This is a genomic window from Sandarakinorhabdus sp., assembly GCF_040398645.1.
Lineage (GTDB): Bacteria > Pseudomonadota > Alphaproteobacteria > Sphingomonadales > Sphingomonadaceae > Sandarakinorhabdus.
In genome coordinates this window covers 31,664-49,896 of the sequence record NZ_JBBATR010000017.1, presented here as the reverse complement: position 1 = coordinate 49,896, position 18,233 = coordinate 31,664, and the positions used below count along the sequence as shown (strand labels likewise).

General features: G+C 61.2%; 16 protein-coding genes. 7 read left to right on the top strand and 9 right to left on the bottom strand.

Features of this window, described 5'->3' with window-relative positions; all coding sequences use genetic code 11:
• The 4 genes from ABWP50_RS05935 to ABWP50_RS05920 form a co-directional block, all read right to left on the bottom strand.
• The coding region (locus tag ABWP50_RS05935; RefSeq protein ID WP_353217072.1) for a single-stranded-DNA-specific exonuclease RecJ at window positions 1–1,247 on the bottom strand (1,247 nt) is incomplete at its 3' end.
• Window positions 1,248–1,287: 40 nt separating this feature from the next.
• On the bottom strand, window positions 1,288–2,268 hold the full coding sequence (gene glpX / locus ABWP50_RS05930) for a class II fructose-bisphosphatase (protein WP_353217071.1): 981 nt from the start codon (window positions 2,266–2,268) through the stop codon (window positions 1,288–1,290).
• Window positions 2,269–2,342: 74 nt separating this feature from the next.
• On the bottom strand, window positions 2,343–3,644 hold the full coding sequence (locus tag ABWP50_RS05925; protein ID WP_353217070.1) for a homoserine dehydrogenase: 1,302 nt from the start codon (window positions 3,642–3,644) through the stop codon (window positions 2,343–2,345).
• A gap of 3 nt (window positions 3,645–3,647) precedes the next feature.
• Entirely contained in the window at window positions 3,648–4,859 is a 1,212-nt protein-coding gene (locus tag ABWP50_RS05920) for an LL-diaminopimelate aminotransferase (RefSeq protein WP_353217069.1), read from the bottom strand.
• A gap of 440 nt (window positions 4,860–5,299) precedes the next feature.
• Between ABWP50_RS05920 and ABWP50_RS05915 the strand changes: the two genes are divergently transcribed.
• Both ABWP50_RS05915 and ABWP50_RS05910 read left to right on the top strand, forming a co-directional pair.
• A complete protein-coding gene (locus ABWP50_RS05915) occupies window positions 5,300–6,991 on the top strand; it encodes a PHA/PHB synthase family protein (RefSeq protein ID WP_353217068.1) in 1,692 nt (563 codons plus the stop codon).
• Complete coding sequence (locus ABWP50_RS05910; RefSeq protein ID WP_353217067.1) at window positions 6,988–7,536, top strand: cupin domain-containing protein; 549 nt, start codon at window positions 6,988–6,990, stop codon at window positions 7,534–7,536. Before ABWP50_RS05915 ends, ABWP50_RS05910 begins: the two co-directional genes overlap by 4 nt.
• A gap of 15 nt (window positions 7,537–7,551) precedes the next feature.
• Here ABWP50_RS05910 and ABWP50_RS05905 read toward each other — a convergent pair whose 3' ends face one another.
• The gene (locus ABWP50_RS05905; RefSeq protein ID WP_353217066.1) at window positions 7,552–9,036 is read right to left on the bottom strand and encodes a flavin-containing monooxygenase; all 1,485 of its coding nucleotides are present in this window, start codon (window positions 9,034–9,036) and stop codon (window positions 7,552–7,554) included.
• An 89-nt stretch (window positions 9,037–9,125) separates the two neighbouring features.
• Window positions 9,126–9,665, bottom strand: a complete 540-nt coding sequence (locus tag ABWP50_RS05900) for a GcrA family cell cycle regulator (RefSeq protein WP_353217065.1) — start codon at window positions 9,663–9,665, stop codon at window positions 9,126–9,128.
• 70 nt (window positions 9,666–9,735) lie between these two features.
• Between ABWP50_RS05900 and ABWP50_RS05895 the strand changes: the two genes are divergently transcribed.
• The 5 genes from ABWP50_RS05895 (at window position 9,736) to ABWP50_RS05875 (ending at window position 16,213) form a co-directional block, all read left to right on the top strand.
• Window positions 9,736–10,566 carry an ABC transporter permease gene (locus tag ABWP50_RS05895; RefSeq protein WP_353217064.1) on the top strand — a complete coding sequence of 277 codons (831 nt, stop codon included), beginning with the start codon at window positions 9,736–9,738 and terminating at the stop codon, window positions 10,564–10,566.
• Window positions 10,567–10,719: 153 nt separating this feature from the next.
• Window positions 10,720–11,979 carry an efflux RND transporter periplasmic adaptor subunit gene (locus tag ABWP50_RS05890; RefSeq protein WP_353217063.1) on the top strand — a complete coding sequence of 420 codons (1,260 nt, stop codon included), beginning with the start codon at window positions 10,720–10,722 and terminating at the stop codon, window positions 11,977–11,979.
• Window positions 11,979–15,107, top strand: coding sequence for an efflux RND transporter permease subunit (locus ABWP50_RS05885; RefSeq protein WP_353217062.1), 3,129 nt, complete (start codon window positions 11,979–11,981; stop codon window positions 15,105–15,107). Before ABWP50_RS05890 ends, ABWP50_RS05885 begins: the two co-directional genes overlap by 1 nt.
• Window positions 15,108–15,345: 238 nt before the next feature.
• Window positions 15,346–15,765: a nuclear transport factor 2 family protein gene (locus ABWP50_RS05880; RefSeq protein WP_353217061.1), complete on the top strand. Its 420-nt coding sequence runs from the start codon at window positions 15,346–15,348 to the stop codon at window positions 15,763–15,765.
• Window positions 15,766–15,886: 121 nt separating this feature from the next.
• Window positions 15,887–16,213, top strand: a complete 327-nt coding sequence (locus tag ABWP50_RS05875) for a hypothetical protein (protein WP_353217060.1) — start codon at window positions 15,887–15,889, stop codon at window positions 16,211–16,213.
• Between the two features lie 5 nt (window positions 16,214–16,218).
• Here ABWP50_RS05875 and ABWP50_RS05870 read toward each other — a convergent pair whose 3' ends face one another.
• The 3 genes from ABWP50_RS05870 to ABWP50_RS05860 form a co-directional block, all read right to left on the bottom strand.
• Window positions 16,219–17,016, bottom strand: coding sequence for an enoyl-CoA hydratase/isomerase family protein (locus ABWP50_RS05870; RefSeq protein ID WP_353217059.1), 798 nt, complete (start codon window positions 17,014–17,016; stop codon window positions 16,219–16,221).
• A gap of 12 nt (window positions 17,017–17,028) precedes the next feature.
• Window positions 17,029–17,802: an SDR family NAD(P)-dependent oxidoreductase gene (locus ABWP50_RS05865; RefSeq protein WP_353217058.1), complete on the bottom strand. Its 774-nt coding sequence runs from the start codon at window positions 17,800–17,802 to the stop codon at window positions 17,029–17,031.
• A gap of 230 nt (window positions 17,803–18,032) precedes the next feature.
• The coding region (locus ABWP50_RS05860; protein WP_353217057.1) for a 3-deoxy-7-phosphoheptulonate synthase at window positions 18,033–18,233 on the bottom strand (201 nt) is incomplete at its 5' end.

The following is an 18,233-nucleotide window of genomic DNA, read 5'->3' as shown; positions in this document are numbered from 1 at the left end:
CCGGACCCCTTGGCGATGCCATCATCCTGGATGGCGATCACGATGGCTGGCCGGCCCAGTCGCTCCTTGAGGCGCGAGGCCACAATGCCGATCACGCCAGGGTGCCAGCCGGCGCCGGCCACCACTGCGCAGCCCAGAGCCGTGGTGCCGCAGCGGGCCATGGCGTCATCCGACACGGCTTGTTCGATCATCCGCCTATCCTGATTCAACTGATCGAGCTGGGCAGCGATGGCGGCGGCTTCGGCGGCATCCTGCGTGGTGAGCAGCCGCACCCCGAGATCGGCCTGGCCAACGCGGCCGCCGGCGTTCACCCGCGGCCCCAGCGCAAAGCCGAGATCGCGCGCAATCGGTGCACGCGACAGCCGGGCGGCGTCGCACAACGCTGCGATACCAATGTTACCGCGCCGTGCCATCACCTTGAGACCCTGTGTGACAAATGCCCGGTTAAGTCCCTGCAAAGACGCAACATCGGCAACCGTACCCAGCGCCACCAGATCAAGCAGCGCCATCAGATCAGGGGCATCACGCTGCGCAAACCAGCCTTGCGTGCGCAGCAGGCGATTAAGCGCAACCGCCAGCAGAAACGCCATGCCAACCGCAGCCAGATGGCCATGGGCAGCCGCATCGGCATGTTCATCAAGCCGATTGGGGTTCACCAGCGCCAACGCCGCCGGCAGGCTGGTGCTGGCCTTGTGATGATCGACCACAATCACATCAAGGCCGGCGACCTTGGCTGCTGCCAGCGCTTCAAAGCCCTGGGTGCCGCAGTCGACCGTCACTACAAGATCAGCGCCGGCTTGCTTCAAGGCGACCAGCGCGCCGGCCGATGGGCCGTAGCCTTCTAGAAGGCGATCCGGGATATAATGCGATACTGCCGCGCCAACGCCGCGCAGATAGCGGATCAGCACCGCAGCCGATGTCGCACCGTCCACATCATAGTCGCCATAGACAACAATGGCTTCGCTGCGGTGCAGGGCCAGCGCCAGCCGATCGGCTGCTTGGTCCATATCCATGAAAATCGACGGATCGGGCAGCCAATCGCGCAATGTCGGGTGTTTCAGTCGGGCAAAATCAGCCGGGTCACCGCCGCGCGTGCGAAATAAGTGGTGCAGCAAATCGTCAGCGACGCGGCCATCCAGGCCAGCCCCCGGCACCACGCCGCCACGCCACGCCCACGGTTGGCCACCGAGGGACGCGGAAACGCCGAAAACAGGGCCAGGAACGGGATGGAGGGGCGGCAGTGGCATGCTGGCCCTATGCAAGCCTCAGCGTGTCGCAGCAAGCCGATCAGCTGTGGCGGTGGCCGCGATGCTCGCCGCTTACCCAGCGAATAGTGCCAGAACTGGAGCGCATCACCACGGTTTGGGTGGTGATCACACCATCCTTGCGGCGCTTGACGCCCTTGAGCATCGATCCATCGGTGACGCCGGTGGCCGCGAAGATGCAATCGCCGGTTGCCATGTCGGTCAGGCCATAAATGCGATCAAGATCCGTGATGCCCCAGCGGCGCGCCCGGCTCCGCTCATCATCGTTGCGGAACAGCAGACGGCCCTGCATCTGGCCGCCCACGCAGCGCAAGGCCGCCGCCGCCAGCACGCCTTCGGGCGCGCCGCCCGATCCCATATAGATATCCACGCCGGTATCGGGATTGGTGGTGGCGATCACGCCGGCCACATCGCCATCGGGGATCAGCATGATGCCGCAGCCCAGCCCGCGCAATTCGGCAATCAACGTCTCGTGACGTGGCCGATCCAGCACGCAAACGATGAGTTCATTTGGCTGCACGCCTTTGGCAGCGGCCACGGCCTTCACATTTTCGGTCACGCTGCGGGTCAGATCAACGATGCCATCGGGGTAGCCGGGGCCAACCGCGATCTTGTCCATATACACATCAGGTGCGTTCAGCAGGCCGCCCTTTTCGGCGATGGCCAGCACGGCCAGAGCGTTTGGACCGGCCTTGGCCGTGATGGTGGTGCCCTCCAGCGGATCAAGCGCGATATCGATGCGCGGGCCAGTGCCAATCGCCCGGCCGACCTTCTCACCGATGAACAGCATCGGCGCTTCGTCGCGTTCGCCTTCGCCAATCACCACGGTGCCATCCAGATCAAGCTGGTTGAGCGCATCGCGCATCGCTTCAACAGCGGCAGCATCGGCGGCCTTTTCATCGCCGCGCCCGATCAGGTGCGATGCAGCGATGGCGGCGTTTTCGGTCACCCGCACCATTTCGAGCACCAAAACACGATCAAGAACATTGGTTTCAGCAGTCATGGTCGCAAAACCCCCGGGGTCGAATCACATCAATGAGCGGTGCTTTACGCTGCGGCGTTCCGGCACGCAAAGCGTCAAAAATCCAGGATATGCATCATCACGGGCGGCCCGGCGACCGCAGGTGACGCCGCCATATGGGCCAGGCTGGCCAGAACATCGGCTTCGCGGGCTTCGTGGGTAACCATCACCAGCATCGCACCGCCATTGGCAGCGGTGCCGCGCTGCACGAGGCTTTCAATGGAGACGCCGCAATCGCGCAGGGATGCCGTCAATTCCGCCAGCACACCGGCACGGTCCGCCACCGTAAGCCGCAGATAATAACGGCCGCGCCGATCAGCCGCCGGTGCGCGGGGCAGGGCGGCCAGGTCGGCCACCGGCATCACCAGCGGCGGCCGCACATCGCCGCGTGCGATATCAATCAGATCGGCCACAACCGCGCTGGCCGTGGGGCCTGCGCCAGCGCCGCGGCCCTGGAAAAACAGCCGGCCAACGAAATCGCCTTCGACGACAACGGCATTCAAGCTGCCCATGGTGGTGGCGACCGGATGATCAAGCGGCACCAACGCCGGGTGCACACGCTGGAACAACTGGCCATCCTGCACTTCGGCCAGGCCAACCAGCTTGATGCGAAAGCCCAGCGCGGCCGCCTGTTCGATATCGGCGGGTTCGATGGCGCGAATGCCGTGTGCAGCCACGCCGGCAAAATCGATCCGCGCGCCAAAGGCCAGCGCGGCAAGGATGGACAATTTGTGCGCGGTGTCCACGCCGTCGATATCAAAGCTCGGATCAGCCTCGGCAAAGCCTTGGGCCTGCGCGTCGGCGAGTACGGCAGCAAAGCCCAGCCCTTCGGCTTCCATGCGCGACAGGATGTAATTGCAAGTGCCGTTCATCAGGCCATAGACGCGCGTGATGCGATTGGCGGCGGCGCCCTCCGCAATCCCTTTGATCACCGGAATTCCGCCGGCTACTGCAGCTTCATATTTCAGCGGCAGGCCTGCATTTTCAGCGATTTGCGCTAATTCCATGCCATGATGTGCAAGCATGGCCTTGTTGGCGGTCACCAACGGTTTTCCGGCTGACAGCGTGCGCCGCGCCAGCGTGAGCGCTGGGCCATCCGACCCGCCGATCAATTCCACCACGACATCAACATCGCTGCGTTTCGCCAGTTCGGCGGCATCATCCACCCATGCCATGCCGTCTAGCGCCACGCCGCGATCTCGGCTGCGATCACGGGCCGATACGGCGCTCACGATGATCGGCCGGCCAGCCCGCCTCGCAATCAGATCAGCATTTTGAGCCAGCAGTTTGACCACGCCGCCGCCGACATTGCCCAGCCCGGCGATGCCGATCTTCAAAGCAGTTGTCGCCACCGTCATCGCTCAAACTCCGGCCTTGGCCGCCGGCGTGTTGACGCCCATTGATTGCAGATATTTGCGGATATTGCGCGCTGCCTGCCGCAAACGCTGTTCATTTTCGACCAGTGCGATGCGCACATAACCCTCTCCGTCTTCGCCATAGCCAACGCCGGGCGCCACTGCGACTCCCGCCTCGGTCAGCAGTTGCTTGGAAAACTCCAGGCTACCGAGATGCGCCAACGCCGGCGGCAAGGGAGCCCAGGCGAACATGCTGGCGCGCGGCGGCGGAATATCCCAGCCGGCGCGGCCAAAGGCTTCGACCAATATATCGCGGCGGCGGTGATAGAGCAGGCGATTGTCCTCGACGATGTTTTGCGGGCCATTCAGCGCTGCCACCGCAGCCGCCTGGATCGGCGTGAACGCGCCATAATCAAGATATGATTTCACCCGCGTCAGCGCCGAAATCAAGGTCTTGTTGCCGACAGCAAAGCCGATGCGCCAGCCGGCCATGCTATAGGTCTTGCTCATCGATGTGAACTCGACGGCCACGTCGCGGGCGCCTGGCACCTGCAGGATCGATGGCGTCGGGCAGCCATCGAACCAGATTTCGCTGTAGGCTAGATCGGACAACACCCAAATCTTGTGTTTCTTGGCAAAGGCGACCACCCGCTCGTAAAAGGCCAGATCGGCGACTTCGGCGGTCGGGTTGGAGGGGTATCCCATCACCAGCACCGATGGCCGCGGCACCGTAAAGCGCACCGCGCGTTCGAGCGCTTCGAAATAGGCTTCGTCAGGTGTGGTCGGCACGCTGCGGATGGTGGCGCCGGCAATGATGAAGCCAAACGTGTGAATCGGATAGGACGGGTTGGGCGCCAGCACCACATCGCCAGGAGCCGTGATCGCTTGCGCCAGATTGGCCAGGCCTTCTTTTGATCCCAGCGTCACCACCACTTCGGTATCTGGATCAAGATCGACCCCGAACCGCCTTGAATAATAAGCCGATTGTGCCTTGCGCAAGCCGGGGATGCCCTTGGACGCGCTATAGCCATGCGCGTCTTGCCTTGCCGCAACTTCAGCCAGCTTGGCAATCACGTGCGGCGGCGGCGGCAAATCGGGATTGCCCATGCCCAGATCGATGATGTCTTCGCCGCGCGCCCGGGCGGCGGCGCGCATGGCGTTCACCTCCGCGATCACATAGGGCGGCAAGCGTTTGATGCGGTAAAATTCGTCCTGCATGGGGCCGATCCGTTGCGCTGATGACTGCGTGTAAGCAAGCATTGTTCAAAAGAAAAGCGGCGAGGGAACGATTGTTCCGCCGCCGCCCGGTGTGAAAGCTGCTGGTTGGCTGGGCTCTCAGGGCGGCGCGCTTGCTGCTGCGCTGGCGGTTGCTGCTGCAGCCATGGTTGCCCATGGCGCCGCCGCCCCAGCGCAAGCAATTATAGCTGCTAAAACCTTCATGACTGCATCCAATTCACGCACACCGCTATCGCGCGAGCGGATAGTTCCATATCGCATGATTGTCAGCTTTGCAAAAACGCCGCCAGCAGGGCAAGATACCGCTAATGGAGATCATGATGCCCGAAACGACCATAAACAGCGACCCTGCCGAAATAGCAAAGGATCTGGGTGCCAGGCAGGTTCAGGCCCATCAAAATTTCCAAACAGCCACTGATCTGATGGGCCGCGCCCAGCAGATGATCATGGAATTCTGGAGCAAGGAACACGGCAAATCGCCAGTAATTACTGATCCGCTCGGGATGATGGCCACCTTAACCAAGGCATGGTCGGCGATGCTGACGGATCCCAAGCGCCTTGCGGAACAGCAGCAGCGTTATTTTGCGGATGCGTTATCGCTGTGGCGAAAATTTATAACACCGGATTCGGAAAAACCGGTGGTAAAGGACAAGCGTTTCGCCGGCGCAGCGTGGGCCGAAGCTCCGGTGTTTGATTTTCTGCGTCAATCCTATCTTCTTACGGCTAATCATTTTATGGCGGCTGCGAAGGATATCGACGGGCTGGACCCGAACGAAAAAGCCAAGGCGCAATTTCTGATCAAGCAATATGTCGATGCAATGAGCCCATCCAATTTTGCTATGATGAACCCCGAGGTACTGAAAGCCACGGCGGATTCCGGCGGTGCAAATCTGCTGAAGGGGCTGGAGCATCTGCTGGATGACCTGCACGCCGGGCGCATGCGGATGACAGATGAAACCGCGTTTGAAGTTGGCCGCAATGTCGCCATCACGCCGGGCAAAGTGGTGTTTCAAAATCGGCTGTTCCAGCTGGTTCAATATGCACCGGTGACGCCCACCGTGTTCGAAACGCCGTTGGTGATTTTTCCGCCATGGTTCAACAAATTCTACATTTTGGACCTTACGGCCGAGAAAAGCCTGATTCGCTGGTGCGTTGAACAGGGTATCACTGTGTTCATATGCAGCTGGAAAAATGCCGACGAAACACTCGCAGACGCCACAATCGAAACATATCTGGATGAAGGCATATTCGCAGCAACGAAGGTCGTTCGCGAAATCTGTAAAACCCAGTCCGTGCACACCATCGGCTATTGCGTTGCTGGCACCACGCTGTCGGCCGGGCTTGCAGTGCTTGAGGCACGCGGCGAAGCGGCACATATTGCCAGCGCGACCTTTTTTACTGCACAAATTGATTTCAGTGAAGCTGGTGAGCTGAAATTTTTTGTCGATGATGCTGGCATCGAAACAATGAATGCAGTGAACGGCGACAAGCCTTATCTGGATGGTCGCTACATGGCCAGCACGTTCAATCTTCTACGTTCCAACGATCTGATCTGGAACTATGTTGTCAACAACTACATGCTTGGCAAGGATTATTTCCCGTTCGATCTCCTGTACTGGAACAGCGATGTGACCAACGTGCCGGCGCGTTGGCATCGCCAGTATGTCAAGGATATGTACCAGGACAATTTGTTGGCCAAACCCGGCGGCTTGACAGTGTGCGGTGTGGCGATCGACCTGAGCACTGTCAAAACGCCATGCTATGTGCAGGCTGGCAAGGAAGACCATATCGCGCCGGCGCGCAGCGCGTTCAAACTTACCAAGGCGTTTACAGGCGAAACCCGTTTCGTTTTGGCGGGCAGCGGCCACATTGCCGGGGTGGTCAACCCGCCCAGCAGCGGGAAATATCAATATTGGACCAACGAAGCCGGCGCAGACAATTTCGATGACTTCGTGGCCGGCGCCGCGCAAACCAAGGGCAGTTGGTGGCCGGATTGGCTGGCTTGGCTGTCGCCGCGTTCCGGCCCGCAGGTCGAAGCCCGCGTGCCCGGCGAAGGGCCATACATGGCCATCGAAGATGCGCCCGGCGCCTATGTCAAAGAGCGGGTTTTATGAGCGATTTTAAGGCTGCGATGCGGCGGATTATCACGGGTGACGATCACGGCGGCCAATCGGTTATCATCATCGATGGTCCGCCGTCGTCCTCAGCCGGGGAAGTAGATGTTGGCGGGCTGTTCGAAATCTGGGAGGACGCTGCGTCAGGCGTGCTTGCCACCCAGAACCATGACGATCTGGGGACAAAACACCCAGTACTTGGCCCGCGCCCCGGCAATGTCCAGGTGCGCTGGTTCGTGGTGACGCCGCAGCCGGAGGGCGTGCCAAAGGACGTGCTGGATACGGCGACCCGCGCTGCCTTTGGCTCTGTGCACGGCGATCGCCACATCATCGACCAGTCCCGTCATTCGGCAATGCACGAAACCCACTCGCTCGATATCATCTGCCTGTTGCAGGGCGATGTTTCACTGATTCTGGAAGGCGCTGAAACCCGGGTGGAGCCCGGACAGGTCGTTATCCAGCGCGGCACCAATCATGCGTGGAAGGCGCACGGCAGCCCGGCGCTGCTGCTGGCCGTGTTGATCGATCGCCAACTGGTGCATTGATGGCCGGCAGCTGCGCTACTCGGCTGCTTGCAATATGGGCGCAGCTTCATGGGCCCTGGCAAACAGCATCTCGTCGGTCACCGGGCCTTCGAGAAGCTCGCGCCGGTCATATTTGTAATCGGCGGTCACCAACCATGGCGCGCGATTGCCGGCACGGGGCTGGGCATCGGCACCGCGCTGGACATAGCCTGATTGCAAATCCATGGCGAGCCGTGCCGGGGTAACATCGGGCGCAGGCGTGGGGGTGGCAATGTCCACGCCGGTCTTGCGCATATGGTTCAGCAGCCGGCAGACATAATCGGCAATCAGATCCGACCGCAGGGTCCAGCTGGCATTTATATAACCAAAGCTTTGCGCAAGATTGGGGATCCCGGAAAACATCATGCCTTTGTAAGCCAGCGTGTCGGCAGTGCGGCGCACTTCCCCGTCCACCGTGACGGCCATGCCGCCAAAAGACTGTAACTTCAGGCCGGTGGCCGTGACAATGATATCGGCTTCAAGCAGCTTGCCAGAGGCGAGGCGGATGCCGGACGCTTCAAACCGCTCGATTGTGTCAGTGGTGATGCTGGCGGTGCCGGCAGTGATGGCGGCAAATAAATCACCATCCGGCACCAGGCACAAGCGCTGGTCCCATGGATTGTAGCTGGGGGTGAAATGCGTTGCGATATCGTAATCGGCGGGCAACAGCTTGGCGAGGCGGCCGAGCAACGCACTGCGCACCTTGGCCGGGTTGGCACGGGTCTGCTTGTAAAACCATTGGCTGAAGGTGATGTTCTTCCAGCGGGTCAGATCATAAGCCACTTGGGACGGCAAAACCGCCCGGAGGAGATTTGCAATGGCATCCGATGAGGGGCCGGCCCCGATCCAGGTGGGCGTGCGCTGCAGCATGGTAACGTGCGCGGCCTGTTTGGCCATGGCCGGCACCAACGTTACCGCCGTCGCGCCTGATCCGATCACCACGACTCGCTTGCCGCTATAATCTAGTGCCTCAGGCCAGAATTGCGGGTGGACGATCTGGCCAACAAATTCGGTTTCGCCTGGCCAGGTTGGGCGATAACCCTCAGTGTAGTTGTAATAGCCGCTGCACATGAACAGAAACCGCGCCTTCAGTCTGGTTGCAGTGCCATCCTTGGCCGTGGTGGTGACTGTCCAGCGCGCCAAACCACTGTCCCAATCGGCAGTGGTGACCTTTTGACCGAAACGAATCCGTGACGTTATTTCGTGCTCGGTGGCTGTTTCATTGATGTAGCTGAGGATCGACGGACCGTCGGCAATGGCTTTGGCAGCAGTCCACGGCTTGAAGCGGTAGCCCAAAGTATACATGTCGCTATCCGATCGGACGCCGGGATAACGGAACAAATCCCATGTACCACCGATGGCATCGCGGCCTTCGACTATGGCCCAGCGCTCCCTTGGGCAATTGCGCTGCAGGTGCACGGCAGCACCGATGCCGGACAGGCCAGCGCCCACAATCAAAACGTCAAGATCGGTATCGGTCACGTCATCACCCTTGCTATATATTGGATAACGCCCGGGAAGCGCAGCCGCAACAGGACAAATCGCCATCGCCGCTGCGGTGCGCAGATGTATTATTTGCGGATCGGCCCGAATGTCGTCGCAAGCTGGCGCGGCCGATCGCGGCGGGCAATTTGCGCCTGATAGGCCACCAGGCAGTGTTCGTTGCAGTATGGGAAATTTGGCTGGGTCGGCTTGCCGCAAAAATGGAAATCCGCCTCATTCGGGTGGCCGATTGGCCACTTGCAGACCTTTTCATTCAGATCCAACAAGGTTGTACGGGCCGGCTTGCCGGTTTTGGGCTTGGCAGCGGCGCGCGGTTGCGGCGCGGCCGCCGCCGGCGCGGCAGCCACTGCAACAGGTTGCTGGGCAGCCACCGTTGCTGACGGCACCAGATCTGTAATGGGCTGGGCAGGCCGCGCAGCCATGGGTACTGCATCAACGGCAGCCGATTTTACAGGGGATGGCCGGCTTTCGAGTCCAAGCCGGTGGGCCTTGCCGATCACGGCATTGCGCGTGACGTTTTCGCCGAGCATCTCAGCGATCTGCGTCGCGGTCATGCCGCTTTCCCAACCATGCTTAAGCTTGGCAATACGCTCGTCGGTCCAGGCCATGATCAACTTTGTCCAATCAGGGGAGCGCGGCCACTTGGCAGCAGCGCCATTCAATCCTAAGCCATTACGCATGACTGCTGTGATAGACAAGCCATCTGCCCATCCCGAACCGGGTGTGGCCACCATCGCGCGGTTCAACACCGAAGGGCTCAAGACGCTGTACCTCAAGGAGGTGAGGCGTTTCTGGAAGGTGCAGTTGCAGACAGTGTGGGCACCGGCAATCACCACGCTGATGTTTTTGGTGATTTTTGCACTTGCGCTCGGGCGCGGTGGCACCAGAATCGTAGGCATACCCTACGCTGATTTTCTTGGGCCGGGATTAATCGTAATGGGCATGGTGCAAAACAGCTTTGCCAACACGACATCGTCGATTTTAGTGGCCAAGGTGCAGGGATCGATCATCGATGTGCTGATGCCGCCTCTATCGGCGGGGGAATTGCTGTTGGCCTGGGTGGCCGGCGGATTGACCCGGGCCTGGGCAGTTGGATTGGCGGTTTGGCTGGCCATGGCGGTGGCTCCCGGGGTGCATGTCATGCCGCGGGATCCGCTGCTGATCCTGTATTTTGGCACGATGGGATCGCTGATGCTGGCGCTGCTTGGGGTGCTCACCGGCGTCTGGGCTGAAAAATTCGATCATGCCGCTGCCGTTACCAATTTCGTCATTCAGCCTTTGACACTGCTTTCGGGCACGTTTTATGTTGTTGATAGGGTAAGTCCGCTTATGGCCGGTATCTCGAGGGTGAATCCGTTCTTTTATGTAATCGATGGTTTCCGGGCCGGCTTCATCGGCGTCAGCGATGGGCATCTGGTGGAAGGTGCGGCCGGGTTGGCAGCAGTTAATCTGCTGTTATGGCTGGTGTGCTACCGGGTCATCAAATCCGGCTGGAAATTGCGCAGTTGAACGGCTTGCGGCATTGACGCGTTTGCGTGCAATGCGCAGGGCGTTTAGCGGGTCATCGATACATTGGCAGGGGATTTAGCGGCATGGTCCGTATCGGTCGCAGGGCATGGTGTATTTGAACCCGAGGTTGAATAGGGGTTGAAAAGAGTGACCATGGCAAAGCAAAACGCACAGGCCGTTCTCGGCCCAGCCGCAGCATGCCTGGCCGCTTTGCTACTGGTCGGGTGCGGCGGCGACAAATCAGCCTCTGGCCCCGGCGGCCCCGGCGGCAAGCGCCCGCCGCAGCTGGTTGCCGTCATGTCGGTGCCCATGGAAGATTACGCCCCCACGCTTGCGGCGTTGGGAACAGTCACGCCGCGCCAAAGCGTGGCTGTGCGGCCACGCGCCGATGGCGAAATTATCGCAGTGTCCTTCACGGAAGGCGACTTCGTGCGCGCCGGGCAAGTGTTGTTCCGGCTGGACAATCGCCAGGCGCAAGCCTCGGTTCAGCAGGCACAGGCTGAGGTGAAGGGCGCTGTGGCAGCAGAACGCCGTGCCCGGTTGGATTTTGAGCGGGCCGAAGCGCTGGTTGCCAAGGGCTTTGTGTCAACTGCCATCCGTGATGAGCGTCGCGCCGCAGCGTTTGCAGCGCGCAGCGAGATCGAAACGACGCGGGCGCTGCTGGTACAGGCCCAAGTGTCCTTGTCGTTCCTCACTGTAAAAGCTCCAATTTCGGGCCGGACTGGCGAGCTGATGTTCCGATTGGGCGCCAATGTGCGGCAGGGCGATGCCGCGCTGGTCACCATCAACCAATTGTCGCCAATTCACGTGCGCTTTCTGGTGCCGACAGCCAATATCGCAGCAGCGCGCGCTGTCATTCGGGGCGGCGGCGGCAAGGTGGTGGTGAAGTCGCAGAATGGCGGCGAGGTGCTGGGCACGGGGAAACTGGTGTTTCTTGACAATAATGTTGATCCCGGCAGCGGCGGCGTGACTGCGCGGGCCGAATTTGCCAACGCTGGTGATGTCATGTGGCCGGGTGCGATCGTGAACATCGAATTCCCTCTCGGTATTCCCAGCCCGCACCTTGTTGTGCCTGAAGGGGCCGTGCAAACTGGCCGAGATGCCCCGTTTGTGTGGGCCATTAGTGGCCCCGCGGGTCCAGGCGGTGGCCCCGGGCGTCCATCTGGTGGCAAAACTGTGGGCGCCGGTGGGGGCGCCAAGGTGCAGATGCGCGATGTTGTCGTGGTTGGCCGGCTGGGCGGCAAAGTCTATCTGGCCAACGGCCTGCGGGCCGGCGAAACCATTGTGGTTGATGCCTTGGCCCGCCTGAAGGATGGTGACGCTGTGCGCGTAAAGCCGGCCGGCGCTGCACAGATCGCTGGCCGTAATGTCGACGCACCGCAGCCGGCAATGCCGGCCGGGGCCGGCGACTGATGGGCTTTGTTCGCACCTTTGTCGAACGGCCGGTCGCCACGATCCTGCTGACGTTCGCGATTATTGTCGCGGGCGTGTTCGGTTATCGGGAGCTGGCGGTTTCGGCCCTGCCCGAGGTCGATCTGCCAACCATTCAGATCCAGGCCAGCCTGCCCGGCGCAAACCCCGGCACCATGGCGGCATCGGTGGCCACGCCCATCGAACGGCAATTGTCCACCATCGCCGGGATCGAGCAGGTGATTTCGACCAGCAACACCGGCAGCACCAGCATCACCATCCAGTTCGCGCTGGACCGGGAGATTGATAGCGCGGCTCTGGATGTGCAATCGGCCCTGTCGGCGGTGGCCCGGCGCTTGCCGCCGGAAATGCCCAGCCCGCCGAGCTTCAGCAAGGTCAATCCAGCCGATTCGCCCGTGCTGATCATGTCGGTGCGTGACAAGACACGGCCGATGAACCAGCTGCAAACGCTCGTGGACACGTTGATGATCCCGCGGCTGTCAACACTGCCGGGCGCTGGACAGGTGCAGACATTTGGTGACCGGCGCTATGCCGTTCGTGTGCAGTTCGATCCCGATGCTCTGGCGGCGCGCAATCTCACGGTTGATGATCTACGCACCGCGATTTCCACGGCCAACAGCAATCTTGCTGTCGGGGCGATCACCGGCGGCGCGCGCAACTTCGTGCTCGAAGCCTCCGGCAACATGGAAAAGCCGGAAGACTTTGCCAAGGTGATCATCGCGACCCGCAACGGCCTGCCGGTGCGCGTTGGCGACGTTGCCGCCGTGATCAGTAGCTACGAACGGCTGCGCGGCGGTGCCAAATTCAATGGGGAGCCTTCGCTCACCGTCGCTGTCGCGCGCCAGCCCGGCGCCAACGTCGTCAAGCTGGTCGATAGCGTGCGCGCTGTCATGCCCGCCGTGCGGGCTGCCATGCCGCCATCGGTGGAAATGACCGAGATTGTCGATCGTTCGGAATCGGTGCGCGAATCGGTGTTCGATGCGCAGGTGACGCTCGTTGGCACGGCTTTGCTGGTCATCCTGGTGATTTACCTGGTGCTTGGTGATGCGCGCGCCACCTTCATTCCAGCGATCGTGCTGCCGGTTGCCGCAGTTGGCACCTTTGCCGGCATGTATTTCTTTGGGTTCAATCTCGACAATCTCTCGCTCTTGGCGCTCACGCTGGCGACCGGCTTTGTGGTGGATGATGCCATCGTCGTGCTCGAAAATATCGTGCGCCACACCGAAGACGGCGAAGATCCGCGCTCGGCTGCAGTCACCGGCGCCAACGAAATTTCATTCACGGTCTTGTCAATTTCGGTCAGTCTGGTGGCGGTGTTTATCCCGCTACTTTTTATGGGCGGCATCATCGGACGGCTGTTTTTTGAATTCGCTGTGACCATGACCATTTCCATCGCTGTGTCAGCGGTGCTCAGCCTGACCCTGATCCCGATGGTGGCGGCGCGGGTGCTCAAGGCTGGCCATCAGGAACCCGGCCGTGTTGCCCGCATTACCACCGGCGCGTTTGACAAGCTGACCCGCACCTATTTGCGCGGCTTTGATTGGACGCTCAAGCATCCCAAGACCATCGGCCTGCTCACGGTGGTATCTGTCATGGTGGCCGTGTGGGGCTTTACGGTTGTGCCCAAGGGCTTCTTCCCCACGGAAGACACCGGCACGATCTTCTTTGGTACCGAAGCAGCGCCTGACGCGAGCTACAGCGATATGGAGCGCAAGCAGGATCAGATTGCAGCCGTTGTGCTGAAGGATCCCGCTGTGGCGCGGGTGAACAGCATCGTTGGCGGCGGGGAAGCCAATCGGGGCCGCATGTTTGCACCCTTGAAGCCGCGCAGTGAGCGGGAGTCGGCCGAAGTCGTTCAGGCGCGGCTGCGCAAATCGGCCAATGGTGTCCCCGGATTTTCGGCCTTTCCCAACATGCCGCAAAATCTGAATTTGGGCGGCCGGCCCAGCCCGACCAATTACCAGTACACGATCAGTTCGGTCGACAAGGAAGAGCTGTACGCCTTCGCGCCCAAGCTGGAAAACGCCATGCGCGGCCTGCCAGGCATCATGGACGTGAACAGTGATTACCAGCGCGGTAGCCGCCAAGCCTTTGTCGAGATTGATCGCGATGCTGCCGCCCGCTTGGGCGTGCCCGTTGAAGCCGTTCGCCGGGTGCTCCTGGCCGCCTATGGCAATCAGCAGATCAGCCGGATTTTCACGGACGCCGATGATTATCAGGTTATCATGGAAATCGATCCAGCCAACCAGTTGAACCCCGATGCCATCGGCCGGTTGACCGTGCGCGGCGCGAGCCAGAACGGGCCGGCGGTGCTGGTGCCGCTGTCGGCGGTCACCACCGTCCGCGTCGAAGGCGCGCCGCTCACCGTTTCGCACCAAAGCCAGCTGCCAGCGGTGACGATCTCGTTCAATCTGGCCGCCGGTGTGGCGCTGAGTCAGGTCAAGCCGTTGATTGAGGCGGCTTCGGTTGAACTGGGGCAGGCGAGTGGCATCTCGGGCGCTCTCGGCGGCAATGCCCAGCAATTTGAAGCCAGCACCAAAACCATGCCAGTGCTGTTTCTGGCCGCGATCATCGTCATCTACATCGTGCTCGGTGTGTTGTACGAAAGCTTTGTTCACCCGATCACCATCCTGTCGGGCCTGCCAGCGGCCGGCATCGGCGCTGTAGCCTTCCTGTGGCTGTTCAACATGCCGCTGGATGTGATTGGGATTATTGGCGTTGTGCTGCTGATTGGGATCGTCAAGAAAAACGCCATCATGATGATCGATTTCGCGTTGGCCGGTCAGCGCAGCCATGGCTGGACCCCAGCCCATGCCATTCGCGAGGCCGCCGCCAAGCGGTTCCGCCCGATCATGATGACCACCTTTGCTGCCATGGCCGGCGCGGCGCCGCTGGCCTTGGGTATTGGCGCTGGCGCTGAACTGCGGCAACCGCTTGGCATTGCCGTGATGGGCGGCTTGCTGGTCAGCCAGGTGCTGACGTTGTTCATTACCCCCGTGGTCTATCTGGGCATCGAAGGCTTGATGGCCCGTGTGCGCTCGCGCCGCGGCGCTGCCGAAATTGCCGAGTTGCCAGGCGGCGCTGCATTCCGGCCGGAGGCTGCGGAGTAGTTGCTAAGCCGATAGGAAAAGAGCGCCTCCGGAGGGCAGGGATGACCCCTGCACCCAATTGTTAGATTGGAGCCCACTTTCGAAAGTCTGGAGCGAACAAGACTGGATTGGTGCAGGGCTCAGCCCCGCCATTCGGAGGCTCTTCAATTGGCCCTGATCAACGTGCTCTTCACCTCTCCCACCTCACAGGTGAAACCCACCAGTTTGTGACCTATGCTCGATTGCAGAGGAGTTGATCATGCCGACGTCCGCTGAAAATCTGGCCCGATGGCACGCCTATGTGCAGCGCCATGACCATGCTGAGTTGCGCGCTATGCTGCATCCCGATGCGGTGTTCGAAAGCCCTGTTGTGCACACGCCGCAACGCGGCCGCGAAATTGTCCACAAATATCTGGCCAGTGCGGACAAGGTGCTGGGCAGCAGCAGTTTCACCTACACTGGCGAATGGCTGAACGAGCGCAGCGCCATATTGGAATTTGAAAACACCATCAACGGCATCAAGATCAATGGCATCGATATGATCACCTGGGATGAGCACGGCCAGATCGTGCATTTCAAAGTGATGGTACGGCCGTTGAAGGCTGTGAACATGCTGCACCAGATGATGGGCGAAATGTTGCAAACCATGACGGCAGCGGCCCCGGCGACACCCGCCTGAACGATTGCGCGGCGAACCGCGACATCGTGCCAGCAGGGCAGGACAGGCCGGCCTCTGCTACGCCCCGAGCATGCGCTTCATCTTCGTTCTTTCACTGTTGCTGCTTGCCTGTGCGCCGGAAATGCCGCCCGAACAAATCGCGGCGCAACGCGCGGAGGCGTTGCTGCGCGGGGCTGGCCCGGCCAATGCCGTGCTGTTGGCGCCGATTTCCGGCCTCGATGCGCGCTCCCGTGCCGGAGTATGCGGCCTGATCGAAACGCCGGCTGGCCCGGTGCGGGTTGTGGTGGATTTGAATGATCGAACGGTGCGGATTGGCGTGCCGGCCACGCAAGGCGGCAACCGCCGCGATCTTGGCGAAAGCCGGTTTTGCAGCGATGGCGCCCGCGAACGCTGGGAGCAACTGAAGCGCGTTGATCCCGTCAGCCTGCTGGCGCGGGTCAATCCGTAGCCATCTTACGTGCCATATACGGGCGGGCGCTTTTCCATGAACGCCGCCAGGCCTTCCTTGAAATCATCCGATGCAGCGCACATCAACTGGTTGCGGTTTTCCATGGCAATGGCGGCCTCCAGGCTGGGGGCATCGATGCCAAAGCCCAGACCTTCCTTGGTCATGCGCAAACCGATCGGGGAGGTGGCCAGCATGTCCGCCACGAGCGCTTCGCCGGCCGCCTCCAGATCTTCATCGGGCACGACCTCGCTGACTAGCCCCGTGGCGAGCGCGCGCTGCGCATGGATGAAACGGCCGGTCATCATCAGTTCTGCCGCCAAACTGGCACCAACCAGGCGCGGCAGGAAATAGGATGTGCCCATGTCGCAGCTCGACAGGCCCAGCTTGATGAAGGCGGCATTCATGCGCGCACTGCTGCCGGCGATGCGGATATCGCTGGCCAGCGCAAAGGCAAAGCCGCCGCCGCACGCCGCGCCGTGGATCAAGCTGATAATCGGCTGCGGGCAGCGGCGCATTTTCACATATACGTCTGCGAGCCAGCCCTGAAAGCCAAAGCCGCCCGCGAAGGGGACTTCATCTGCTGATGTCGCGGCCTGTGCCTTGATATCCAGGCCGGCGCAAAAGGCCCGGCCAGCGCCGCGCATGACGACAATGCGGACACCGCGCGCATGGCTGAGCTTGCCGAAATAATCGGACAGTTCAGCGACCATGCGGTTGTTGATGCTGTTCAGCGCCTCGGGCCGATTCAGCGTCAGCCAATCCACCGGACCGCGCTGCTGGATGGCGATGGTTTCATAGATCATCAAAAAGCCCTTTCAGCGGTTTGATTGGCCATCATCGATCTTGATCACGGTTCCGGTCACCGCTTCGCCGGCGGGCGCGACCAGATACAGCAGGGTCGAATCCATCATCGCCGGATCGCCAAGCCGCTTGCGGCGCATATTCTGAGTGAAATCGCCCATGCGGGCCAGCATGCCGTCCATCATCTCGCTGGCAAACGCACCCGGCGCGATGGCATTGACGTTGATCGGGTAACGCGCCCATTCCACTGCCAGCACCTCGGTCATGCGCACAACCGCTGCCTTGGTCATGCTGTACAGCGCCGCACCGTGGCCCTGATATTCAAAGGCCGCCATGGATGCGATGTTGACGATGCGGAGGGTGCCGCCATCGGCAATGCGGCGGGCTGCCAGGCTGGTGGACAGCAGCCACGGTGCATTCACATTCACAGCCATCACCTGATTATAAAGCTCTGGCGAGATTTTGTGGGCGCGGGCGGCATCGGGAATGCCGGCGTTGTTGATCAGGATGCTGACCGGCCCCAGCGCGGCTTCCACCTGCTCGGCCAGGGCAAGGCATTGCGCCTGATCGGCGACGTCGATGGCAAAGGCCTGCGCCGTGCCGCCCGCGGCCGTGATCTCGGCAACAATTGCCGCAAGCTTGTCGACACGGCGGGCACATAGCGCAACATGCGCGCCGCTGGCGGCCAGCACGCGAGCAAAACGCGCGCCCAGTCCCGACGATGCACCGGTGACAATGGCCACCTGCCCGGTAAGATCATGGCCGGCGTTGGGAAGCGGATAGGTCATGGCGGCCCCTTGGTGATTGCAGGCAGCCAATGTGGCTGGCCACAAACCGCAAGGCCATTGCCATAAGTGACGGGCCGGGTCCGCCGGACAAACAGTGAGCCGGCGGTTGGGAGCCGGCAAGAAATTAAAACGCAACGCAACTCAATACCGAAGGGCCGGGCTCAGAGCCCAGCCCAAGCACGTGATATCAAGCAGTTACGAGCTTTCGGTTAAGAGCGATGCAGTTTTTGTCAGGCGGCTGCGCTGTGTGTCATTGCGTCGCGCTCGGCCTTCAAGGCTTCAGCAATAAGAAAGGCCATTTCGAGGCTTTGGCTGGCATTGAGGCGCGGATCGCACTGGGTATGATAGCGGGCGCCGAGGCCTTCATCGGAAATGGCGATGCCGCCGCCGGTGCATTCGGTCACATCCTGGCCGGTCATTTCCAGATGGAT

What these genes read in the sequence shown, in the direction of transcription:
- ABWP50_RS05925 (WP_353217070.1), bottom strand. Translation starts at nt 3,644, where the DNA reads ATGACGGTGGCGACAACTGCTTTGAAGATCGGCATCGCCGGGCTGGGC.
- ABWP50_RS05870 (WP_353217059.1), bottom strand. Translation starts at nt 17,016, where the DNA reads ATGATCTATGAAACCATCGCCATCCAGCAGCGCGGTCCGGTGGATTGG.
- glpX (WP_353217071.1), bottom strand. Translation starts at nt 2,268, where the DNA reads ATGACTGCTGAAACCAATGTTCTTGATCGTGTTTTGGTGCTCGAAATG.
- ABWP50_RS05875 (WP_353217060.1), top strand. Translation starts at nt 15,887, where the DNA reads ATGCCGCCCGAACAAATCGCGGCGCAACGCGCGGAGGCGTTGCTGCGC.
- ABWP50_RS05890 (WP_353217063.1), top strand. Translation starts at nt 10,720, where the DNA reads ATGGCAAAGCAAAACGCACAGGCCGTTCTCGGCCCAGCCGCAGCATGC.
- ABWP50_RS05915 (WP_353217068.1), top strand. Translation starts at nt 5,300, where the DNA reads ATGGGCCGCGCCCAGCAGATGATCATGGAATTCTGGAGCAAGGAACAC.
- ABWP50_RS05910 (WP_353217067.1), top strand. Translation starts at nt 6,988, where the DNA reads ATGAGCGATTTTAAGGCTGCGATGCGGCGGATTATCACGGGTGACGAT.
- ABWP50_RS05895 (WP_353217064.1), top strand. Translation starts at nt 9,736, where the DNA reads ATGACTGCTGTGATAGACAAGCCATCTGCCCATCCCGAACCGGGTGTG.
- ABWP50_RS05880 (WP_353217061.1), top strand. Translation starts at nt 15,346, where the DNA reads ATGCCGACGTCCGCTGAAAATCTGGCCCGATGGCACGCCTATGTGCAG.
- ABWP50_RS05885 (WP_353217062.1), top strand. Translation starts at nt 11,979, where the DNA reads ATGGGCTTTGTTCGCACCTTTGTCGAACGGCCGGTCGCCACGATCCTG.
- ABWP50_RS05920 (WP_353217069.1), bottom strand. Translation starts at nt 4,859, where the DNA reads ATGCAGGACGAATTTTACCGCATCAAACGCTTGCCGCCCTATGTGATC.
- ABWP50_RS05865 (WP_353217058.1), bottom strand. Translation starts at nt 17,802, where the DNA reads ATGACCTATCCGCTTCCCAACGCCGGCCATGATCTTACCGGGCAGGTG.
- ABWP50_RS05900 (WP_353217065.1), bottom strand. Translation starts at nt 9,665, where the DNA reads ATGGCCTGGACCGACGAGCGTATTGCCAAGCTTAAGCATGGTTGGGAA.